Raw genomic sequence first — 5,441 nt, forward strand, 5'->3', positions numbered from 1 at the left:
GGCTGTGTGGGGGGGGGGGGGGGGGCGGTAGAAGGGGTGTTTCTTCCGGGGGAGGGGGGGAGGGGGGGGGGGGGCGGGGGGGAGCGGGGGGCCTCTCCCCCCCCCCGCGCCGTTTGCGCCGAGCCGTAGGTACGGGGGGAACCCCGGCTCAGGCGCAGCCGATGACCAGTCGGCTCACTTACTACTGCGCCGTAGCCCCGAAAAACGTCACACCTGGCCGATATTTTTTCCCGCGGAGGGAAAAGTCGCAGGTCAGAAGGCCGGGAAATTACGCGGAGGCCGCAACGGAGGGGGTGGGCAGCGACGTCGGCGCGGCGGAGGGTGACGTCACCGGGAGGCTGGGGCGCCCGGCAGGGACGGACCCGGCAGGCTCGGACCGGGCATGGCCGGATTCGGCACGTGGGCCGGGGGCGCGGGCTTGACCGGAGGCGCCAACTCGGCCGGCTCGATCGGGAAGGCGGGAAAGGCAGGAGGTGCAGGCGCAGGGGACCCTTCGGAGTCGTCGTCCCCGCCGGGGTCACCGTCGCCGTCGCCACCGCCGTCACCGCCGCCGGCGTCACCGCCGCTGCCGGGGTCCTGGCCCCCGTCCGACGCGCCGTTGCCGCTGGTGCCACCGGAGAGCACCCGGTCGCAGAAACGCTTGATCCTGTCCGCGCCGTTGGCCGCGTCCTCGAGGCGGCGCCTGCGGTCCTCGTCGAGCCGCCCGGTCCGGTAGTCGCGGCAGGCCTCGACGGTCCTGCGGTACTGCTCGACCGACCCGTCGCGGTCCGTGCCGGTGGACCGGTCCCACTCGCCGCCCTGGCTGCTGCCGCCGTGGGCCGTCTCGTCGTGGCCCGTTCCGCCCGTGGGCACGGAGGTACCGGAGGACGGGGGCGTCGTCGGGCCGGTGCCCGGCGCGGACGGGGGCGGCTCCGGCATCGTCGCCCCGTCGCCGCCCGTCGGTGCGTCGGAGACCAGCGGTCCCGGTGTGACGGCGGCCGACACCGAGGAGGCGGGCGCGGGGGCGCGGTCGCCGAAGGGCATGGGCAGCACACCGGTGCCGGCGGCGACGGCCACACCGCCGACCGCGAAACCGGCCAGCGAGGCGGCCAGTCCCCAGCGCACGGGCCGGCCCCAGCGGGCCGGCCGCGGTGCGGGTGCCGTGATCCGTACGGTCGGGAGCAGCTCCGCCCCGCCACCGTCGCGCGCCTTGCGGAAGGCCGCGAGCGCGGCCTCCTCACCGCGCAGCGGCTCCACCGAGGGTGCCTGTCCCGGTCCGGCGCCCGGTGTCCGTACGGCGTCGAGCGCGTCCGCGAGCCGACGGCCCTGGTGCTGTGCGTGATCGCCGATGGCCTCGACCTGTTCACCGCGCAGCAGTCGCTCCGCCGTCTCCTGGTCGAGCCACTGGTACCGCTCGTCGGCCATCACATGTCCTTCTGCGTCCGCGGACGCGTATGCGTCACACCGGGCGAGCGTGCCGCACCGGGACGGGGGCCGCGCTGCGGCGGTACGGCGCCGAGCTCCGAGCCGCGTCCGAGACTATCCCCCGCCCCGTTACCTCCGTGACTGCCGTGCCCCCCGTGATCGCCGCCCCCAGCGCTGATGAGCTCGGCCAGCCGCTTGAGCCCCCGGTGCGCGGCGGTCCGTACCGCACCCGGCCGCTTCCCGAGCGTCTTCGCCGCGCTCTTCGCGTCGAGCCCGACGACCACCCTCAGCACGACGGCCTCGGCCTGGTCCTGCGGCAGTTGGGCGATCAGCTCCATCGTCCGGCCGGTGGCGAGGGCCTCCATGGCCTCGTCGGCGGTGTCGGACTCGGCGGGTTTCCCGGTGAGTTCGGTCTCGTCGCCGCCGATCGCGGGGCGCCGCCCCCGCATCCGTATGTGATCCAGGGCACGATTGCGGGCGATCCGCGCCGCCCAGCCACGGAACCGGTCCGCGTCCCCGCTGAACCTCTCCAGGTCCCGCGCTATCTGCAGCCAGGACTCGGACGCGACATCCTCGGCGTCCGCTTCACCGACCAGTGTGCGTATGTAGCCGAGCAACCGCGGATGCACGGCGCGGTACACAGTCCGGAAAGCGTCTTCGTCTCCGTCCTGAGCCGCGAGCACCGCGGCGGTCAGCTCCGCGTCGTCCCCCAGCACTCCCACTACCTGTTCGTCATCGCGGCTGGTCACCACCACCGCACGCCCCATCGCGCAGGAGCACGCTACGTGCCTACCGCTGCGTACGTCCATGTCTTGTACAACTTGCAACATTCTGCTGGAGCCGTATGTGTGACAGAAAACGCACCCCTGGCGCTGTAGGTAGTACGGGGTCGCTCAGCGACCCCGGCGGACGACGACCGGGGCCTCTCCTGTGGGGGGTGGCGGCCCCGGTCGTCCTTTCCGCCGCACGCCACCCGCGTACAACCACGGTCCGCTGCCCGGCCCGTCAGCGGGCCCCGTCGCCGGACCCCGGCACCCGCTCGGACGACGTCCCCGCGGTCCGCCTGCCCGGCGCCACCGTCGCAGCGCTGCCCGATTCCTCGGCCGACTGCCCCTTGCGGGGTCCGTCCTGCGCTCCGTCGCCCTGCGCCGCATCCTCCCCGGTCTGCTTCCGCTCCGCGTCCGCCAGTTGCTCGCACCACGCCCGTACGCCCTCCGGACCGCCGGCCGCCGCTTCGAGCCGCTTCATGGCCTCGCCGCGAGGCGGAACGCGCTTGCGGTCCAACGCCGCGAGATACACGCGGCAGTGGGCGAGGTCGTCCGCCGCCGCGTCCGGGCCCGGGCGCAGGGAGCCGCCGGTGTCCGGCGGCGTCGGCTCCACCGGCTCCTCCGGTCCCTGGTCCGCACGGCGGGTCTCCCCCTGGCCCGGGCCGGGTGCCACGGGCGAAGTCCGCGCGGGACCGGGCTCCTTGTCACCGTCGAACGGCGAGGGGATCACGCCCTCGACGGCAGCCACCGTCGCCCCGCCGAGCGCCGCCGCGACGAGCCCCGCGATCAGGGCCTTGACGAGCACGGGCACACGACCGCGCTCACCGGCGGGCCGCCAGTCGTCCCGCCCACGACGACGCCATCGCGCCGGTGCCGTGTGCAGGCCCTCGTCGCGCGCCGCGCGAAACGCCGCGAGCGCCCGCTCCTGTGCGGCGGCATCAGCCGTATCGGGCGGGCCGGGGCGGCGCGCCGCGTCGAGCAGCGCGTCCAACTCCGGGGTGCGGGGCGGCTCGTCGCGTTCCGGTGTCATGTCCCGTCCTTCGGCACACGCCGGCCTCGGGGCATCGCCTCGCCCGTCCTCGCCTGCGCCAGTTTGTCCGCCAGTCTCTTCAACCCCCGGTGCGCCGCGGTGCGTACGGCCCCGGGACGCTTGCCCAGCACCCGCGCCGCCGCGGGGCCGTCCAGTCCGACGACCACCCGCAGCAGCACTGCCTCGGCCTGTTCGCGCGGCAGGCCGCCGATCAGCTCCAGCGCCTGCTCGGTGGACACGGACTCCATTGCCGCGGCTGCCGTGTCCGCTCCCCCCGGAAGCTCCAGAACGTCCTGCTCCAGAAGAGAAGTACGCGGACGCCGCTGCTGCTTGCGCAGATGGTCGAGGGCCCGGTGCCGGGCGATGGTCGCCGTCCAGCCGCGGAACCCCGCCCCGTCCCCGCGGAAGCGGCCCAGATCGCGGGCTATCGCCAGCCAGGCCTCGGACGTCACGTCCTCGGCGTCGTCGCCGACCAGGCCCCGGACGTACGCGAGGAGCCCGGGGTGCACCAGTCGGTACGCCCGCGCGAACGCGTCCTCGTCCCCCTGCTGGGCACGCTCGACAGCGGCGCCGAGCTCCCAGTCGTACGCGCCCAAAGCTCCCTCTTCAACCGGATCAGCACCGAACATCGTTTCCGTGCGGCTCGAGCCGAGCGGCACGGACACGTCACAGAAAATCGGCGGATACAGAAGACAGAACCGGCTGCACGCCCCCCGGAGCCCGCCCTCGAATCAGTGCACCACCTTACCCAGCGGGCTCCGGGCCGGGCCGTCGGCCGTGCCACCCGCACCCAGCGGCTACCTGCAAGCCGCCTCGTACACGCCGTCCCCCACCGGGCGCCGCGCCCGCCCGTGCAGCGTCAGATAGAACCGCTGCACGGACTCCTCCGCGCCCGCCTCGAACCGGTTGACCACCTTCCCCAGCGGATTCCAGGCCCGGCCGTCGGGCATCCGGATGCCGACCGGCTGACCGAAGAACTCCCGCTGCCCGGCTTCGAAGTCCACCCACTGCCCGCCGGCCCGACGCACGATCACCTCGCCCGTGTACGCCCCGAGGCCGCGCAGAACCGCCTCGACCCGGGTCCGCTCCGGCTGGTCGCGGCGCAGCCCGTCGATCACGAGGTCGACGAGGCGCAGGCTGGCGACGGAGTAGTCGAGCGGCAGCCGGTTCCGCGCGGTCAGCTGTGCGACAAAACGGCTGACGTACGCCCGCATGTCCCGCGCGCCGGGCAGTGTGCCGAGGTCCCTGTCCATGCCTGATCAAGCGACATCGATGTCAGGACCATCACGGCGATCAGGGGTGTGGGTTCTCACAGCACGGATTTCCGCCGCCCGTACAACCTTCGACAGCACTCAGGCGTCGTGGCGTATCGAATCACGATCGGCCAGGTGCTGCCCGCAGGTCAGCCGATCGCGATGCGCGGGTGCGCCGACGGCTTGATCCACGCCGTGATCCGGTCCATCGTCGCACGCGGCACCGAGACACATCCCGCGGTCGCACCACTGCCGTTGACGTGCAGGAAGATCCCGGCTCCGCGGCCGGGCACGGCGGGCCGTCGGTTGAAGTCGATGACGAGGGCCTTGGCGTACTGGGTCGGGTAGTTGATGAGGTGCTCGCTGCCGCGCTCGCCGGACTCGGTGAGCGGGAAGTCGGCGCCCGCCTCGGTGTGCATCGAGTTGTAGAACTTCGACTCCGGGTCCTGAACCCACCAGTGGGTGGAGTCGACCTTCGTGTACGGCATGGCGGTGCCACTGGACTCCACGCCGAAGCCCTCGGTGATCGTGTACGTGCCCGAGGGCGTGGTGTACGTGTTCTGCTTGCGGGTCGCACCGTCGGTGACCCCGTTGGACCCGACGCGGCCGCTGTCGGAGATGACCGCCTTCCAGCCGGACGAGCCCTTGGACCAGGCTGTGACTGTGGCGTACGAGCCGCTTGCCTTGACCGTGATGACCTGCGTGGCATCGCCGACGCTGACCGGTACGGGGAAGGAGGGCCCGGCGGGAGCGGCGCTCTGCTGCTCGTTCTGTGTGCTGTCCGCGCCGCTCGCGCCCGCCTCGGCGCGCGTGGCGCCGGATGCGGGCGACGCGCTGCCGGAAGCGCCGGCGGAAGCGGACGCCGACACGGAGACCAAAGGCGACGCGGAGGCGGAGGCGGAGGCGGAGGCGGAGGCGGAGGCGGAGGCGGAGGCGGAGGCGGAGGCGGAGGCGGAGGCGGAGGCGGAGGCGGAGGCGGAGGCGGAA

6 protein-coding genes are annotated in these 5,441 nt (G+C 73.5%); all 6 read right to left on the reverse strand.

Annotated features, from left to right (window positions below):
- Nucleotides 1-327: 327 nt before the first annotated feature.
- A complete protein-coding gene (locus ACFV9O_RS13470) occupies nucleotides 328-1,404 on the reverse strand; it encodes a hypothetical protein (protein WP_385416488.1) in 1,077 nt (358 codons plus the stop codon).
- Nucleotides 1,404-2,120 (reverse strand): RNA polymerase sigma factor, encoded by a 717-nt coding sequence (locus tag ACFV9O_RS13475; protein WP_385416606.1) that lies wholly within the window; start codon nucleotides 2,118-2,120, stop codon nucleotides 1,404-1,406. The genes ACFV9O_RS13470 and ACFV9O_RS13475 overlap by 1 nt, the downstream gene beginning before the upstream one ends.
- A 289-nt stretch (nucleotides 2,121-2,409) precedes the next feature.
- Nucleotides 2,410-3,201 (reverse strand): hypothetical protein, encoded by a 792-nt coding sequence (locus tag ACFV9O_RS13480; RefSeq protein ID WP_385416491.1) that lies wholly within the window; start codon nucleotides 3,199-3,201, stop codon nucleotides 2,410-2,412.
- Nucleotides 3,198-3,797 (reverse strand): RNA polymerase sigma factor, encoded by a 600-nt coding sequence (locus tag ACFV9O_RS13485; protein ID WP_385416493.1) that lies wholly within the window; start codon nucleotides 3,795-3,797, stop codon nucleotides 3,198-3,200. The genes ACFV9O_RS13480 and ACFV9O_RS13485 overlap by 4 nt, the downstream gene beginning before the upstream one ends.
- Before the next feature lie 201 nt (nucleotides 3,798-3,998).
- Nucleotides 3,999-4,454: a hypothetical protein gene (locus ACFV9O_RS13490; protein WP_385416496.1), complete on the reverse strand. Its 456-nt coding sequence runs from the start codon at nucleotides 4,452-4,454 to the stop codon at nucleotides 3,999-4,001.
- Between the two features lie 149 nt (nucleotides 4,455-4,603).
- On the reverse strand, nucleotides 4,604-5,441 hold an 838-nt coding region (locus tag ACFV9O_RS13495), incomplete at its 5' end, for a L,D-transpeptidase (RefSeq protein ID WP_385416499.1).

The sequence above is a fragment of the Streptomyces sp. NPDC059909 genome (assembly GCF_042730885.1).
GTDB lineage: Bacteria > Actinomycetota > Actinomycetes > Streptomycetales > Streptomycetaceae > Streptomyces.